The following is a 16,632-nucleotide window of genomic DNA, read 5'->3' on the forward strand; positions in this document are numbered from 1 at the left end:
CGGGCCGGAAAGACAGGAGCAAGATGATGCTGGTAACGACGATGACAGGGCCGCGACCTGACAGGCAGAAAGGAAGACGGCGACAGCGCCAAAGGGGCATCAATGGCGCGTGGAAAAGTCATTACGGCGGTATTGCGTCCGGGTGATGAGCCCGTGGAGAATTTGCGGAAAATTGGTGTGAATCATGACGGGAGAGATGTGCCCTTTGGGTGAGGGCAGTCCGTTCGGAGCGAGGTGGTCCGGGGCGAGGCGATGCCGGGGATCATTCGGCTTGGCTTGGCGACGGGCCTGGTGGCTGCGTTCGGAAATGCCGGAAAATATGTCACCGACGGCGCGAAGTGCGCCCGCCTTGCGTTCATCGACCGTGGCCGGTGTAGCGATCTTGTGTGATGTGGCTGAACAAGCTGAGTGCTCTGATCGCGAGATGGTTTACGTGATAAGGTGTAACGCAGTGGATTTCGGTGTTGTGGGGAAAGGATATTAGTATATACTATTATTGGTTGAATTGAATTCATCTTATGGAGCCTCACGTGAATCCAGTAATTAAAGCTCAAGTGTCAGAATATGCGAAATCGGGTTCAATTAAGTCTTTAAAAGAAAGTGAGAAGTTCGAAGTTTATTCGATTTTTTCGATTTTGACAGGCTATCGTGGGGAGTCTGTTGAGGCATTAGATGTTCATTTGAAAGGCGATGAATTTGGTGTTGATGGTATTGCGCTGCTCATTCAGGGAGAAGTAGTAAAAAATAGAGAGGAAGTTCTTGAAAAAATTGAGCATATCAAGAATCCCTCGATTGAGTTTGTCTTTTTCCAATCTAAGACTAGCGATAAATACGATTATGGGGATGCATCTAAGTTTTTTGATGCAATTGTAGATTTCTTTGAGGGTGATTTGGCCGCTGAAAGTACTCAAGTAAGTGAGCTAACTGAAGCTAAAGATGCAATATATGAATTGGCTGTTAGTAAAAGAAATCCAAGTATAAGTGCGTTCTATATTGCAACTGGAAATTATGACGAGCCAAAAAAGATTGAAAGGCTAAAACAAAATTTCTGCCAGAGAATTTCTGGTATGAATATATTTCACAATAATATTGAAGTTTCTATAGTTGGAGCAAAAGAACTACAAAAGTGGTATCGGGCTGCAACGACTGCAGTTGAAGCTGAGATAGAGTTTCCGAAAGCAGTTGTGATGCCTGAGCATAAAGATGTTGAAGAGGCATACATTGGTTATATTTCTGCCGATCAGTTGGTGAAACTTTTTACGATGCCTGATGAGGATGGTTATCCCGTTGGTATTAATAAATCTGTATTCTTTGACAATATAAGAGATTATGATCCAAATTCTAAAATAAATAAGGAGATAAAAGATTCTGTTCTGAGTGATGGTGGGCGAGATTTTGTTTTTAGAAATAATGGAATAACTGTAGTTGCTAAATCAATAGATAGGACAGGGGATAAATTCAGGATAGAGGACTATCAGATTGTTAATGGGTGTCAGACGAGTAATATTATTTATGAGATTGTTAATGGTGATCAGTATAAAAATTTAAGATCAGGTCATATCGTTCCAGATATAAATATTCCATTTCGATTGATCGGTTCTAAAGAAGATGAGTTTATTTCATCTATTATTGTTGGTACAAACAGGCAAAATCCTGTCAAGGAAGAACAGTTCTGGGCTTTGCGGCCATTTATGAAAAATTTTGAGGAGTATGCTAGGTCAGTTGATGCTGAGGAAATAATATATTTTGAGCGAAGAGAGAATCAGTACCGAGGCCAGCAAGTTGAGAGAGTGCGTATCATTCAGCCTGCGGTGATGATGAAAGCATTGGCAGCATGCATTCTGTTTCAGCCTCATCGGGCAGCCCGAGATTACCGAGGTATTATTTCTGAATATAATGGAAGGCTTTTCCAGGATGAGCATGATGTGAGAATTTATCATGCCGCCTGTTATCTTCACTATAGACTCGAGTTTCTCTGGCGAAATCAAAAAGTTGATAGCAGATCTAAAACATTCAGATTTTATATAATCTGCGCGGTAGGTTTGATTGTCACTGGTGAAAAAAACGTTTTTTCAATGAGGAAAAACAAAATTGAATCAGTTGCCAAGAATATTATAAATATCGGTAAGGATGAAGATGGTTTAAGAAGTATAGTTGAGATTACAACAAAAATAATTGAAGGTAAAATTGGAGATATGAGGGATTTTTCTCAGGAAAAAGTCAGGGATTTGATTCGATCTGAAAGCTTCTCTTTGGAATTCAAAGATAGTGTAAGAAGTAAGATATTCAAATTATTTCATAAGTATCGCGTGGAATGAATTTATTGTTATAGTAATACATTCAGTCGGGGCATTTATCTACATACTGTTATTTTATAGACTTGTTGGAGGCGGTTTATTTTTGAGTAAATGCCAATTTGGCACCAAGCAGCACAAACACCCCGGCAAAGCTTTTCCCCAGCCAGTTCATGATCCTTGGCCGTTCGATGACGTGGCGGCGCAGGGTGCTGGCGAAGAAGCCGTAGAGGATGAACACTGCGAAGGTGATTGCCATGAAGATCAGGCCGAGCAGGGTCATTTGCGCGGTGGTTCCAGTCGCGTTGGTGGTTATGAATTGCGGCAGGAAGGCCAGGAAGAAGAGCGAGAGTTTCGGGTTGAGCGCGTTGAGCAGGATGCCGTCGCGGATGATTTTGGTGGCATGGACCGGATCGGATTTGGCGGTGACTTTCATCGCACCCGTGCCGCGCCACATGCCCCACGCCATGTAAAGCAGCCACGCGACGCCGAGGTAGCGCAGGATTTCAAAGGCAAGGGCGCTTGTGTGCAGCAGGGCCGCGAGGCCAAGGATGCTTGCGCCCATGGCGGGTAGGATGCCGAGCGTGCAGCCGAATGCCGCCCAGATGCTGGCGCGCATCCCGCGACCCAGCCCGATGGCAAGGGTATAGATCACCCCCGTGCCGGGCAGCAGGACGACAATAAGCGAGGTCAGGAGATAGTCGGGGCTGATCATGATAGCGTGGTTCCGTTTTGTGGTTTGACCTGATCAGCCCAGTTAAGCGCCTTTTGATCCGGTATTCTTGAACGGAATTGCAGGCCGGAAATGGATCAGTTTGCCCGTACTGCTTTGGCATAGCGCCCCGGTGACAGGCCATAGGCGCGGATGAAATGCCGGTTCATGTGGCTTTGATCGGCAAAGCCTGCGGTGGCGGCGACGTCGGCAAGTGCTGTTCCCGTCGCAATCAGGCGGCGAGCGAGGTCGAGGCGGCGCTGGATGATATAGGCATGTGGGGTAAGCCCCGTCGCGCGGGTGAAATGGCGGACGGTCTGAAAGCGGCTGAGCCCGGCGGTATTGGCGAGATCGGCAAGCGAGAGATTTTCGTCCGGGGCATCGTCAATCATGGCCTTGGCGCGCGCGATGTTTTGATCTGCTCGGTTGGGGGCCTGATTGCGGGCAGGGTCGGATTGGCCCGGTTTGATTCCGGGCACAATGATCGCGTGATGGAGCAGAAGAAACAGCATTTCTTCGCGCCGGAGGGCTGCGGTCTGGCTGTTGCCCTGAGTGATGGCGTTAAAAAGGGCGGCAAAGCAATTTGCGACATCGGGGGATGTCATGACCGGGTTGGTGAATTCGTATTCGCCTGATTTGCCGTCTGTCATGTCGTGGGCGGCGTAACTGATCAGGTCCGGGTCGAAATAGAGCATGTTCCAGCCACGCGGGCTTTGGCCAATCGGTGTGCCGTCATGGACTTCGCGCGGATTGACCGTGATGATGTTGCCCGCCCCGGCTTCGACCATGCCACGCCCCGAAAGCGATTTCTGTGCGCCCTCAAACATGAAGCCGATGCCGAACTGTTCATGGCTGTGTCTGGCAAAGCTGTGGCGTGTCCTGGCCATGATAGCCTCGACCCCGGTGCAGTCATGAGACAGGATGCGAAACGGTTCGTTTGATGCGTCTGACATGCCAGAAGACTGGCAGTTTTTGCGTTATTTCGCAATCGGGTTGCCATCGGGTCGAAATCAGTTGCCGTTATTGTTGTTGGGGCCGAGCATTTCGCGTAAGCCCCCCAATCCTTCGACATGTTTGGCAAAGACGCTCATGACGATCAGAAGCGGGACGGCGACAAGCACACCGATGAAGCCCCATATCCAGCCCCAGAACGCAATGGCGAGGATGATTGCGACCGAATTGATGCGCAGCCGGTTGCCGACAAGGGCCGGGGTGAGAAACTGGCCTTCAAGCGCGGTGCAGGCGAGATAGATCGCGGGTGGCAGCAGGGCCGCGGTTGTGGTCGGCATGGAAACCAGTGCGACCATGCCGACAATGCCGATGCCGACAACCGCCCCCAGAAGCGGCACGAAATTGAGGATCGCGGCGACAATGCCCCATAAAACCGGATTGGGCATGCCAACAATGGCAAGGAGGCTTCCGATGATGATGCCAAGCCCGATATTGATTGCCGATATGGTCAGCAGATAGCGCGAGACTTCGCGTTCGATATCGTGCGCGATGCGCAGACCCTTTCGCCGGTCGCCAAAGGTTGGCAGGGCGCGGACCATTTTTTCATAGACCATATCCCCCGACGAGAGAATGAACAGCAGTAGCACGAGCATGAGCGCAATACCGGCAACAATTTCCGGTGCGCCCCGGGCGGCCTGGCTGATCATGGTGGGTTCCTGCACGACGACCTTTTGCGTGTCGGCCTGATCATTCTGGTTGGTGGCTTCTTCGACCTGCTTTTGCACATCGCGCAGTTTTTCAAGCGGCCCGCCAAGATCGGCCAGACGCAGGCGCAACTGACGTTCGATTTTGGGGGCGTCATCGATCCATTTTGATACCGGTTCGCTGAGGCCATAAATCCCGGCAAGCACCGATGCGGTCAGGGTCAGGACAATCGCAAGCGCGGTCAGGCTTTGCGGGATGCGATAGCGCGCCAGTGTGCGCACCACAGGCGAGAATACCAGCGCCAGCAGGAAGGCCAGAATGACAGGTAAAATCAGGCTTTGGGCGATGTAAAAACAGCCAAAGGCCAGAATGACGAAGGTGCCGATCACCGATACCGTGCGCGCCCGGCGATAGGCGCGTGCGCGCGCGCTTAACATTCTTTGTTCGGCTTCATCGATTTCGGTAGGGGCATCCGCAGCACCGCTTTCAATGGCGGGGGTGTCGGATGCCTTGATCGGATCGGTCATGCAATCTGCTCCGGGCGGGATTCTGCCGGGCATGATGCAGGCGGCAGGAGGGTGACCTGACTTTAACGTCTTGTGACAGGGTGATGTTCCGCCGGGATGAATGTAAGTGGGCTGGTAAAGCAAAACGGCGCCCGAATTGGACGCCGTTTTGAGCCAGACATATGTCAGAAGATCAGAAGCGTTTGATCAATGCAAAGCGGACATTGTGTGACTGGAAGTCGCCATCATAAGAAAGGTCTGAGGCAGGACCGCCTTGGCCAATGTCTCTGTCGCCGTCTACAATGGACGGGAAATAGGTCAGGACATAGTCCCCGCGAAGCGACCAGCCATTGCCGATCAGGTACCCGGCCCCGATGCTGCCCGACACGCCGAATGCCGTTTTCGTATCGGTAAATGTATGATTTGTGCCTGTACCAAAAGTATCGGTGAATTTATGTGTGGTTTTAAACCGACTGATTGATGGACCCGCCGCGAAATAGACCTGCCATCCCCCGGTCGCATAGCCGATTTTGGGGCGGATGCTAAAGGTGAAATCCGATTCAACGGTGGTTTGGGACGTGAAGCTGTTGGCCGGAGACGTATCATATGTTGTCCGGCCATGGCTTTCTGATTCAGAAAACGGCATGAATGTCAGATCGCCTTCCACCCCGTAAATCATATTACGGTCCTGATGGTCGTATCCGAACAGGGCAGAGCCGGTGACGTCAAAACCCTCGATCGTTTCATTGAGGATCGGGGTCAGTTGTGATCTGTCACTTGCGGTGCCATTGTCCGTGAAATAGCCGGTATACAGCACGTCGGTGTCAGGCTTTGCCGCACTATATGCGCCGCCAAGTGCCAGGCCGCCATAAAAGCCCGACCAGTCTGTTTCAGCAGAGGCGTGGGAGGCAGCGGCACACAGGATGACGGCTGCGATACCGGCACACGAAATACGTGATTTTAGAGGAAAGCGCATGATTTTGGGGCTCTGTTTGCTATCGCAGTCTGTCGACCGGGCGACGAGGTGAATAATGAATGATTATTCAATAACATAGCCATATTCAACTTGAAATAGCAATATCTTGTCAGGGGATTTGCGCAGAGTCCCGTCAGGCGTCGATGGCCGGTTCCTGCAATTGCAGTTCGCGGGCCATGATGACGGCCTGTGTGCGGCTATGGACCGAGAGTTTGCGCAGGATGGCAGAAACATGGGCCTTTACGGTGGCTTCGGTCACGTCAAGCTCGTAGGCGATCTGTTTGTTCAGTTTGCCTTCGGTCAGCATGTTGAGCACGCGCAATTGCTGTGGCGTCAGCTGGCCGATTTTTTCGGCAAGGCCGGTGGCTTCGTCATCGGCCGGGCCGTTTTCAATCGCGTCACGCGCCCAGTCGGGCATCCACATATCACCGTTCAGAACGGTGCGGATGGCCGTTCCGATCTGATCAACCGGTGCCGATTTCGGAACGAAGGCCGATGCGCCATATTCAATCGAACGTCTGACAACCGGCAGTTCCTGACTGGCCGAGACGATGGAAACCGGGATGTCGGGATAGGAAGCGCGTAAGGTGAACAGGCCGGTAAAGCCGTTCATGCCGGGCATGTGCAGGTCCAGCAGGACAAGGTCGATATCGCCGCCATGGGCTTCGATCTGTTCGATGGCTTCAGACAGGCTTCCGGCTTCATACAGCGTGACGTTTTCCAATTCTGATGACAGGGCCTGTTTGAGGGCACCACGCACAAGCGGGTGGTCGTCTGCGATCAGAATCTGGAAGCTGTCAGCCATTGGCGATTTCCCCGGAAGTCATTTCCCTTGAAAGGTCGCGATTATTCCATCCCGTTATTTTTTTAACGGCGTCTCACGATAATATTAAGGTGAGGGGACGATAAACCGGGATGACATTGTTTGTCTGGTGTGGTGCGACCCTGATGCGTCCTTGCTGCGCTTGCAGAAAGGAGTGAGGGAAACCAAAGATCACTCTCGCCCCACGAAATGTGAAACTTCGGCCCCCCTCGCGCCACCACTGATGATTATGACGACTAAAATCGGGCTCGTAAACTCTGCATTTGTCGGAAAGTGAAATTTACCTTATCTGTTGGGTTAATGAACGAAATTCAGTTTTGAAGAACTGCGCCGCGCTGCAACATTGGCGATTTTATACAATCACCGGCAACGCCGCGCAGACCAAGGGAAAAAGGACTGTCTGATGTCTGATCAACCGCAAGTCATCCGCCGCGAAGATTACACCGCACCGGCCTTTCTGGTCGAGAAGGTCGAACTGGTGTTCGAGCTTGATCGGGATGTTACAAATGTGAAATCGCGGCTGTTCGTGCATGCGAATCCTGTTCGCGGGACCGGCGGCGGCGACATGGTCCATCTTGACGGCGAAGACATGAAGCTGGTGTCGATTGCGGTTGATGATCGCAGGCTTGGTGTTGATGAATATAGTGTCGATCCATCGGGCTTAAGCTTTAGCGCGCCGGGCGAGACATTTGTGGTGGATATCGAAACCCAGATATCGCCCGCGGCCAATACGCGGCTTGAAGGGCTTTATGTGTCGCAAAGCGCGTTCTGTACGCAGTGCGAGGCGGAAGGATTCCGTCGCATCACCTATTTCCCGGATCGCCCGGATGTGATGGCGACCTATAAAGTCACGATCCATGCCGACAAGGCGAGCTGCCCGGTTCTGTTATCCAACGGCAATCTGATCGATAGCGGTGATCTTGACGGCAACCGGCATTTTGCGGTGTGGGAAGATCCGTTCCCGAAGCCGAGTTATCTTTTTGCGCTGGTGGCGGGGGACTTGGCCTGTGTCGAGGACAGCTTCAAGACCATGTCGGGGCGCGATGTTGCGCTGCGCATTTTTGTCGAACATGGCAATGAAGACCGTTGCGATTACGCGATGGACAGTTTGAAACGGTCGATGAAGTGGGATGAGGAGGTTTATGGCCTCGAATACGATCTGGACCTTTTCAATATCGTCGCGGTTTCCGACTTCAATATGGGGGCGATGGAAAACAAGAGCCTGAATGTGTTTAACGCCAAATACATCCTGGCCAAGCCCGATACCGCGACCGATACGGATTATGAGCTGATCGAATCGATTGTTGCGCATGAATATTTCCACAACTGGTCGGGCAACCGGGTGACGTGCCGGGACTGGTTCCAGTTGTCCCTCAAAGAAGGCCTGACGGTTTTCCGCGATCAGGAATTTTCGGCTGATCAGCGGTCCCGCCCGGTGCAGCGCATCAAGGATGTAGCCCAACTTCGTGCGCGCCAGTTCCCCGAGGATGGCGGGCCGTTGGCCCACCCGGTGCGCCCGGACAGCTATATGGAAATCAACAATTTCTATACCGCGACGGTCTATGAAAAGGGCGCGGAGTTGATCCGCATGATGCATACCCTGTTGGGCGCAGAGGGCTATCGCAAGGGGATTGATCTTTATTTCGATCGCCATGACGGGCAGGCCGTGACCTGCGATGATTTTGCCAAGGCGATGGAAGATGCCAATGATGTGGACCTGAGCCAGCTTAAAATCTGGTATTCGCAGGCAGGCACGCCGAGCCTTAGCTGGCGCGGTGAACATGATGCGGAGGCCAAGCAGTTCCGCCTGACGGTTTCCCAGAAAACCGCACCGACACCGGGGCAGCCGGACAAGGTTGCGCTTCATATGCCAATTGCGATTGGCCTTCTGGGCCGGGATGGAAGGGAGCTTGTTTCGCGCACCGTGCAACTGACCGAGGCCGAACAGACATTCGTGTTTGATAATATCGATCAGGTGCCGGTGGTTTCGTTCAACCGTGGTTTTTCCGCCCCCGTCAATATCGCGACCGAACAGCGGCATGAGGAGCTTGTGTTCCTGATGGGGCATGACAGCGATGCGTTCAATCGCTGGGAAGCAGGGCAGAAATATGCGACTGCGTTGATGCTTTCGGCCATTGCCGAGTTTGAAAAGAATGGTGGCGATGCGGACGCGGCATTGGGCGATGTGACCGAATTTGTGGCGGCGATGCGTGCGACCCTGATCAATGACGATCTTGATAAGGCGTTTCGCGCCGATGCGCTTGTCCTGCCGGGGGAAGAATTCCTTTCGGAGCAGCGCAAACCCGCCAACCCGGACGCGATCCATCAGGTGCGCAATGCGTTGCGCAAGCGTATCGGATCGGATTTGCGGGCCGAATTTGGCAATGCCTATCACCAGAACGCGTCAAACGCGGCCTTTACCCCGGACGCGGAATCGGCCGGGCAGCGGGCGTTACGCGCAACCGCACTTTCCTATCTGGTGGCAAGCGGAGAGGGCGAATTTGCCGATCTGGCAGCCGAGCAATATCGCACGGCCGATAACATGACGGATCGGATGGCGGCCCTTTCGGTGCTGAACCATCTGGATCATCCGGGCCGGGCCGAGGCGCTTTCTGATTTCGAGGCGCGCTTTGGCAAGGATACCGTGGTGATGGATAAATGGTTCGGCCTGCAGGCGATGTCATCACGCGATGATACGCTGGCACGCGTGAAGGACCTTATGAGCCATCCGCTCTTTACCATGCGCAACCCGAACAAGGTCAGATCGCTTATCGGGGCGTTTGCCATGGCCAACCCGCGCCACTTCCACGCGGCGGATGGCAGCGGATATGCGTTTTATACCGACCGCCTGATCGAGCTTGACGATATCAACCCGCAGGTCGCGGCACGGCTTTGCGCACCGCTTGGCAAATGGGCGAAATATGACGAGGCGCGGGCCGGCCTGATGAAGGCTGCCCTTGATCGTATCCTCGCCAAACCGGACATTTCCCGCGATCTGTATGAAATCGCATCGAAATCGCGGGCGGTATGAGGCCGTGGGTCATTGCGTGAACGCCTTTCTTCATAAGGCCCATGCGCCCGATATGCATGATTTGCGATGGGGGTTGTTGCGAATGGAAAGGGATAGAATATGAATTTGGCCGCCGTTGCAGCACAGCTTTCCGACGGATGGAAGGGCCGGGTTCTTGCCGATTTTGGCTGTGTCCGGATGAAACTTTTCAAGGCAGATGCCGTCGGCCTTGCCGAGGAAATGCATTCGGATTGGGATGAAGCGATCCTGATGCTGGAGGGTGAACTGGTGCTGGAGCTTGATCAGGTGCCGATGCACCTTAAGGCTGGTGATTTTCACCTGATCCCACGCGGGGTTCGGCACCGCATTTTGCCCGGTTGCCGCGGATCGTTCATATTGCTTGATCCTGAACCGCTGGCTTAAACAGGCGACCAGTGGAAAACGCGAAAGGCGGCACGCGATATGTGCCGCCTTTCTCGTCTTGGCCTGTTTCAGGCAGGTACGATCAGGTCAGTTTCATCCGTTCGCTGAATTCCTTCATGCGTTCGGAAAGATTGCGTGCCATATCGGAAAGTTCGCGGCTGGCAGTGTTGAGGTCATGGGCCGAGCGGCCCGTGCTTTGTGCACCGTCATTCACGAACCGGATCATCTGGTCCATCGATCCGGCGCCTGATGCAATGCGTTGCACGTTTTCTGAAATCTCGCTGGTCGCGCGGCGCTGTTCATCCACCGAATGGGTGATGGTCGACTGTATGTCGTTGACCTGATGAATAACGTCGCCCACCGTGCTGATGGAATGGGCGGCTTTCTGGACTTCCTGCTGGATTGCAGTAGTCAGATCGCCTATCTGGCCGGTCGCACTCGCGGTCTGATCGGCAAGCGATTTGACTTCGTTTGCGACAACGGCAAAGCCGCGCCCCAGTTCGCCCGCACGTTCGGCTTCGATGGTCGCATTAAGCGACAGAAGCTTGGTGCGATGCGCGATATCGTTGATCAGATCAATGATCGATCCGATTTCCGAGCTTGCCTTTTCAAGCGAGACGATATTGCGCTGGCTTTCCTCTGCCTCGGTGCGTGCCCGGTTGGTCACGTTTGCGGCCTCGGATGCCTGACGGTTGATTTCGGCAATCGAGGATGAAAGTTGCTCGACCGCGGTGGCGACGTTCTGGGTGTTGCTTGCCGCCTCGCGCGAGACGTCAAGCGCGCTGCCTGACTGATCGACCGTGTTTTCCGACTGGCTGGTCAGATCGCGGGCAAGGCCAAGAAGCCCTTCGGACTGTTCGGTGACCGATTGCGCAACGCGGGCGACCTCGGCCATCATTTCACTGACCGCGATGCGGCTTTCTTCGCGTTCGGTCACCACGTTCCATGCCAGCATGGTGCCCACAAGGACATTGTCCTTGTCGCGCACCGGGGCTGCCAGAAGTTCAAGATGATCGCGTTCGGTTTTGACCACCTCGGTAAAGGGCAGGTTGGCCGGGTTGGAAAGTCGTTTCTGGAATTCCGCACCGACCTTGAGGAAATCGCCCGAAACCGATCTGGCATCGCCACCGACATAGGTTTGCGCACTGGCATTAAGATATGTCAGTTCGCCTTCAGGCGTGATCAGGGCGGTCATGGTCGGGGTATTTTCGACCATGTTTTGCAGGATCATGGCCTGACGCACGGCTTCGCGCAGGCCGACAAGGGCCTTGCGCATTTCGCCGATTTCATCGGACCCGACACGGGGCAGACGGACATTGGTATCCCCGTTCGAGATTGATGTCATTGCCCCGGCAAAGGCGCGCAGATTGCGAAATACCGTGGTTCTGAGCAATATCCAGCCAGCGATCCAGCCAACCAGAAGGACGGCGACCAGAATTTCGATCGAGAGCGTTCGAAGATCGTCGGTCTGGGAATAGAAGTCGGTAATATCGCGATCAAACGTGGCGGTGGCCCAAACCCCACCACGGTCATTGCCGATTTCGATATCGACCGTGGCACGATGGGTGCCGCCCGCTGCTTCGGTGGGTTTTGCTTCCGCCGGGGCAGGGGCTTCGCTATCGGCCGTTGGGTCCAGGGCTTCGCCGCCTTCGCTGGCTTCCCCGTCTTCAAGGCTTTCAAACAGCACATTGCCGTCGCTGCCAAGAATGCGGAAATTACCGCCAAGCACCTTGCCGATACCTGTAAGGGTAGGCAGGGGATCGGTGATGACTTCCATAAAGCCGACAGCACGAAAACCGCCAACCGGAACGATGGTGCTGAAAACCGGTTTGCCGGTTGGGGTTGCCCACATATAGGTCACCGGTTTGCGGGCATCGGCCTTGTCGCGTGTTTTAAGGTAATCCATCACCGCCGCATCATCGGTGACACTGGCCCCCAGATTGGCATCCGAGGTTGCAAGCTGGTTGAAATCGGTGTCATAGGCGATGGTTTCGACCAGAACCAGTTCGCCCTGAACGACCTGGCTGGCATTGGAAAGGATGTTAAGTTCGGCCTTCATGCGGGCCTGATCGTTATCCTGATAGCTTTTGACCAGACTGCCAAGGCGCGACCATTCATTGACAATCGGTGTGACCTTGTCTGCGTAATCCTGTGCCACGCGTGAACGGACAAAGAAATTGACTGTGCCGCCGACCGAATTGTTCAGCGTATCAACGGCAAAGTTCCGATAGGTGTCACCGGTCCACAGCAACATCCATGTGACTGCACCCGATAAAAGCAAACCTGTTACAAGCAGGATGCGTCGTAACGTCAGGAGGCCCGTAGCGCCCCCTGCAATAGCCGTCTTCGCGGCTTTGTCTCCCGTCATTCATTACACTCCAGAGCCAGTTTTTTTATGGTTCTTTTGGTGCTTCGTTCCCGGTCTACCTCTTGGGGGGTAATTGGTTTGATCCAAACAGAGCTTGGCGGCAAACACAATAGCGCTATTGCCCCAAACCCCATGTTTTTCGCGGTATACAGTATTCTATATATTCGTGACGGGCGCGAAATCGGGGCCGGGAATCCCGTGAGTTTCGAATGGCTATTGAAAAAACACAAAAAAACTTGCGAACGAGTGTGATAATCGTTTGCAATTAGATTTCTGATGCTCTATGACTGTGTTTGTCAAATGCAGACGGCAACGTCGTTTGCGACGGGCCATCAGGCTGACATGGCGTACCTGATGGTCACTGTTCTTCGGGACTCTCTCTCCCCGAAGGTCGATCTCTCTCACTCGAGGGGGCTGGTATCCGGAAATTGTGCGGGACAATTCCGGGCTATATACCAGCCTCCCTTTTTTTGTCCTGCTGGCCGGTTTTGCGACATCCGTGCTTTGAAATCGCCAAAGTTTCATGACATCTGCAATCTGCATATCGGCGCGCGATTTTGGGTGCGACCGGGCCTGCGTTTTTAGCGTTTTATAAACGGCCTGTGCCCTAAAAGAAGCAGGGTAGCCTGTGGCGGGGTTCAATCGCCATGACGGATACGCGCGATATTTACAGATAATCAGTCGTAAAGGACCGGCAGAAAATGGCTGGTGAAGACGAAAACAACCGCACCGACCTGCATGCGGACCCGAAACCGGAACCGCAGAAAGACGCGCCCTTACCGGCGTTTATTTATGGCCGCAATGGCCATGGTGAGGACGGCGGGCGTCATCGACAGTCACAAAATGGGCGGATAGCAGAAATGGATCGCAAAACCTTACTGGGTCTCGCAACCGGTGCCGGCATGCTCGGTCTGGTCTTGTTCTTTGTCGGCATGCTGGTCGGCGCTGGGCTGTTCATGGACCCTGACGAACAGATGGCAGCCAACGAAAAACCGGCAGGGCAGGCCGAAATTCTGGCAACCCTGCCCGAAAGTCCGACATCAAACCCGGCACCGACAGCCGAAATGCCCGATGCCGGTACTCTGTCGGGGACTGAGACGTCATCCTCAACCCCGGCGGCACCGGCTGCGACCGATGATCCGGTGGGGGATCTGATTGCCGAACGCAGTGCCGTGATCGAGGGCGAGGATGCGGGCAATACCGCAGAAAACGGTGAGGCGGCCAATGAAGGTACGACCGACGCAAATGATGCCCCGGTCGCCCCGGAAATGAGCGACGCCGAAAAGGCGGCGGCCCGTGCGGAACAGGCCGATCAGGGCGCGAATGCCCCGCGCAAGCTTCAGGCACCGGAAATCAAATCATCCGATGATGCCGCAGCCAAGTCATCAGAAACCACATCCGCATCCACATCCGCACCGGCGGCACCCGCGGTCCCCGAAGCCCCGGCCGCCGCGGCGGAAAACACGACGGTTGCCAAGAAAACCGAACCGGCAGCGACGTCTGCGCCCAAAGCAACCGCGTCCGGGGCGGCCGCCCCGTTCTCGGTTCAGGTGGGGGCCTTCAAGGTGCATGAAAATGCCAGCCAGCGCGCCGAAGAATTGCGAAAGCTTGGCCTTGAGGTCGCGGTTGTCGCCCGTGGCCCCGAAGGGGATGCCACCTGGTATTATGTCCGGGTTGGCAGATTTACGACCATGAAGGAAGCGCGCGACAAGGCAAGTGCGGTCAAGAAGGACCAGAATCTTGACGGTTTCCCGGTCCGGGCCGAGCCCAATGACCGCGAAGTCAACTGACACATATATATAGTGTCGCTCAATATGATACCGGGGCCGGTGCAGATGCTGCATCGGCCCTTTCTGTTTTCTGATGAACGGGTTTGTTTTTGCGCCATCTTTGCGGCATTCTACTTGCCTTCACAGGGCAAAGGCTTTAGGCGGTACGCCAGAGTTTTTCGGAAAGCAAAGCCGTGACGTGCCACGCGGGCAGCTTTGCACATCAGGATGGTTGGCAGAAACATGACCACACAGAACGATTTTCCCAATCTTCATATTCTCGATCACCCGCTGATCCAGCACAAACTGACGCATATGCGCAAGGTTGATACCTCGACCAAGACCTTCCGCCAGCTGCTGAAGGAAATTGCGCTGCTGATGGGCTACGAGATCACCCGCGAATTGCCGGTCAGCTATGAGGATATCGTCACCCCGATCTGCCCGATGAAGGCACCGATGATCCAGGGCCGCAAACTGGCCGTCGTGCCGATCCTGCGGGCCGGTCTTGGTATGGCCGATGGTCTGATCGAACTGATGCCGTCCGCGCGCATCGGCCATATCGGCCTGTATCGTGATCCCGAAACCCACATGCCGGTCGAATATCTGGTGAAGCTGCCCGAAGTCGAAGGCCGGACCTTCATTCTGGTCGATCCGATGCTGGCAACCGGGAATTCGGCAGTGGCGGCAGTTGATACGCTGAACAAATATGGCGTGAAGGATGAAGACATTCGCTTCATGGCGCTGGTCGCGGCCCCCGAAGGGGTCAAGGTCTTCCATGATGCGCATCCGAATGTACCGGTCTATACTGCGGGCCTTGACGAGAAGCTGAATGAAAAGGCCTATATCGTGCCGGGCCTTGGCGATGCCGGCGACCGTCTGTTTGGCACCCGCTGATCTGATCGCATGATACCGTAATACGAAAGGGCGCCGTCGGCGCCCTTTCGTCTGATCTATTCGGATTTCGTCGGTGCCGTGATCAGCCTTTTGGCGATACCGTGATATCAACCGTTGATCCGGCAAACGATCCGCCTTGCAGCTTGATCGTGGCAACGCGGCTTTCGCGGTCATAAACCATCACCGATATATCGGCGCGGACCACGGTGACCTTGCTCCAACCGAAATTGGGCATTTCACGTTCATAGAAATCATACATCTGGGCGGGTGTGCCACCGGCATTGATCACAAGACGCCCGTGCCACGCATCGGATGCCCCGAAAATGATGCTGCGATCCATATCCAGCGAGGAATTGGACGGCATCGGAATGTCGGTGAACTGGGTAAAGGACGGGATCGGCTGACCGCCGCCCTTGCTATCCGACCCGTTGTTTGACGAAGTATTCGGAACAAGGTTCGAACCGGAGCACCCCGCAAGCGCAAGGCTTGCCAGTGCGGCTGCACAAATAAATGAATGTCGCAGTCTCATCATCTTCCTTCGGTCCCCTAATGCCGTTCAGGCACTGTTATCTCGCCCCATAATCAGGTCATTATGTAAAGGAAAGGTTCACATATTGCCTTTTGTCCATCTTTTCAAAGACCAATTGGCAATATTGCGTGTCCCGTCCGGTTTTCCTGCAAGCGATCATTGCACCGCAAACACCATATATAAAGCATCAAAATTGCCATCGATCATCTGATCCGTATCAAGAAAGTGGATCGGGACAGGGGGGTAATTTGGTCGAACCCGGATAAAAAGCGGACCAGACGGCGAATCATTATTCGGATTTCGGGTTTTTCTTGCGGTCTGAATGGCCGACTTGCGCCGTATTTTGCCAGACGGATTTGCGATTATTCAACTTAAAGTCCGAGGCCCGCCGTGGACTTGTTGCCACGGTTGGTAAAGCGTAAAATACTAAGTCGTTGAATTTAATGGATTTCGATAAAAAAGACGTCGAAATGCATTTTTTCTCGAAAAAGGTGTTTACAGGTTTGGCGAGGGGCCCTATAACCCGCCTCCACCGACGGGGTGCGGCGCCAAGGAGACGGCGACGCGGACCGGAAGGTGAAGGGCTACGGCTCTAGAGTTCTTTGACATTGTTGATCAGTAGGAAGGGATGCGCGGGCAGCGTTATGGCGCAAAAGTCTGTGCATCCTGGAG

Annotated in this window: 12 protein-coding genes; 5 read left to right on the forward strand and 7 right to left on the reverse strand. The window is 54.0% G+C overall.

Annotation, left to right across the window (positions count from 1 at the left end; genetic code table 11):
• The first annotated feature begins 530 nt into the window (after positions 1-530).
• On the forward strand, positions 531-2,318 hold the full coding sequence (locus SMB34_RS09875) for an AIPR family protein (RefSeq protein ID WP_037989681.1): 1,788 nt from the start codon (positions 531-533) through the stop codon (positions 2,316-2,318).
• A gap of 76 nt (positions 2,319-2,394) precedes the next feature.
• Here SMB34_RS09875 and SMB34_RS09880 read toward each other — a convergent pair whose 3' ends face one another.
• From SMB34_RS09880 to SMB34_RS09900, 5 genes are all read right to left on the reverse strand, one after another.
• Positions 2,395-3,009, reverse strand: coding sequence for a LysE family translocator (locus tag SMB34_RS09880; RefSeq protein WP_156962661.1), 615 nt, complete (start codon positions 3,007-3,009; stop codon positions 2,395-2,397).
• 95 nt (positions 3,010-3,104) lie between these two features.
• Positions 3,105-3,959: an AraC family transcriptional regulator gene (locus SMB34_RS09885; protein ID WP_037989645.1), complete on the reverse strand. Its 855-nt coding sequence runs from the start codon at positions 3,957-3,959 to the stop codon at positions 3,105-3,107.
• Positions 3,960-4,016: 57 nt separating this feature from the next.
• Positions 4,017-5,189 carry an AI-2E family transporter gene (locus SMB34_RS09890; RefSeq protein ID WP_037989648.1) on the reverse strand — a complete coding sequence of 391 codons (1,173 nt, stop codon included), beginning with the start codon at positions 5,187-5,189 and terminating at the stop codon, positions 4,017-4,019.
• 172 nt (positions 5,190-5,361) lie between these two features.
• On the reverse strand, positions 5,362-6,144 hold the full coding sequence (locus SMB34_RS09895; RefSeq protein ID WP_037989651.1) for an outer membrane protein: 783 nt from the start codon (positions 6,142-6,144) through the stop codon (positions 5,362-5,364).
• 133 nt (positions 6,145-6,277) lie between these two features.
• Positions 6,278-6,949, reverse strand: coding sequence for a response regulator (locus SMB34_RS09900; protein ID WP_037989652.1), 672 nt, complete (start codon positions 6,947-6,949; stop codon positions 6,278-6,280).
• A gap of 421 nt (positions 6,950-7,370) precedes the next feature.
• Here SMB34_RS09900 and pepN point away from each other — a divergent pair, with 421 nt between their 5' ends.
• Positions 7,371-9,998 (forward strand): aminopeptidase N, encoded by a 2,628-nt coding sequence (gene pepN, locus SMB34_RS09905; RefSeq protein ID WP_037989654.1) that lies wholly within the window; start codon positions 7,371-7,373, stop codon positions 9,996-9,998.
• A gap of 99 nt (positions 9,999-10,097) precedes the next feature.
• Positions 10,098-10,400, forward strand: a complete 303-nt coding sequence (locus SMB34_RS09910; protein ID WP_007092203.1) for a cupin domain-containing protein — start codon at positions 10,098-10,100, stop codon at positions 10,398-10,400.
• 82 nt (positions 10,401-10,482) lie between these two features.
• Here the strand turns inward: SMB34_RS09910 and SMB34_RS09915 are convergent, their stop codons facing one another.
• Positions 10,483-12,768, reverse strand: coding sequence for a methyl-accepting chemotaxis protein (locus SMB34_RS09915; protein ID WP_240478799.1), 2,286 nt, complete (start codon positions 12,766-12,768; stop codon positions 10,483-10,485).
• Between the two features lie 701 nt (positions 12,769-13,469).
• On the opposite strand from SMB34_RS09915, the gene SMB34_RS09920 reads away from it, so the two are divergent.
• Positions 13,470-14,558, forward strand: a complete 1,089-nt coding sequence (locus tag SMB34_RS09920; protein WP_037989658.1) for an SPOR domain-containing protein — start codon at positions 13,470-13,472, stop codon at positions 14,556-14,558.
• A 222-nt stretch (positions 14,559-14,780) separates the two neighbouring features.
• Entirely contained in the window at positions 14,781-15,431 is a 651-nt protein-coding gene (gene upp / locus SMB34_RS09925) for a uracil phosphoribosyltransferase (RefSeq protein ID WP_007092206.1), read from the forward strand.
• An 82-nt stretch (positions 15,432-15,513) separates the two neighbouring features.
• On the opposite strand, the gene SMB34_RS09930 is transcribed toward upp, so the two are convergent.
• Positions 15,514-15,963, reverse strand: a complete 450-nt coding sequence (locus SMB34_RS09930; protein WP_233421754.1) for a hypothetical protein — start codon at positions 15,961-15,963, stop codon at positions 15,514-15,516.
• Positions 15,964-16,632: the final 669 nt, after the last annotated feature.

This window comes from Thalassospira permensis NBRC 106175, from assembly GCF_000714555.1.
Classification (GTDB): Bacteria; Pseudomonadota; Alphaproteobacteria; order Rhodospirillales; family Thalassospiraceae; genus Thalassospira; species Thalassospira xiamenensis.